General features: G+C 56.2%; 1 tRNA gene and 2 rRNA genes. All 3 read left to right on the plus strand.

The features are described 5' to 3' along the window. Positions 1-2 precede the first annotated feature (2 nt). The 3 genes from rrf (ABEH87_RS21710) to rrf (ABEH87_RS21720) all read left to right on the plus strand — a co-directional run bounded on the left by rrf (ABEH87_RS21710) (position 3) and on the right by rrf (ABEH87_RS21720) (position 393). Positions 3-118, plus strand: a 5S ribosomal RNA gene (gene rrf, locus ABEH87_RS21710). Between the two features lie 48 nt (positions 119-166). Then, positions 167-242: transfer RNA gene (locus ABEH87_RS21715), tRNA-Thr, on the plus strand. 35 nt (positions 243-277) lie between these two features. Then, positions 278-393 (plus strand): 5S ribosomal RNA (gene rrf / locus ABEH87_RS21720). Positions 394-395 lie beyond the last annotated feature (2 nt).

Genomic DNA, 395 nt, shown 5'->3' on the forward strand with positions numbered 1-395 from the left:
TGCCTGGCGGCTTTAGCGCGGTGGTCCCACCTGACCCCATGCCGAACTCAGAAGTGAAACGCCGTAGCGCCGATGGTAGTGTGGGGTCTCCCCATGCGAGAGTAGGGAACTGCCAGGCATCAATTTATAAAGGGCGACATTCGTGTCGCCCTTTAAAGTTCAGAATGCTGATATGGCTCAGTTGGTAGAGCGCACCCTTGGTAAGGGTGAGGTCCCCAGTTCGACTCTGGGTATCAGCACCAGTAATAAAGCGTGAGTTCGGTAAATCAAGAATTTGCCTGGCGGCTTTAGCGCGGTGGTCCCACCTGACCCCATGCCGAACTCAGAAGTGAAACGCCGTAGCGCCGATGGTAGTGTGGGGTCTCCCCATGCGAGAGTAGGGAACTGCCAGGCAT

The organism is Erwinia sp. Eh17-17 (genome assembly GCF_039675725.1).
In the GTDB taxonomy this organism is placed as follows: domain Bacteria; phylum Pseudomonadota; class Gammaproteobacteria; order Enterobacterales; family Enterobacteriaceae; genus Erwinia.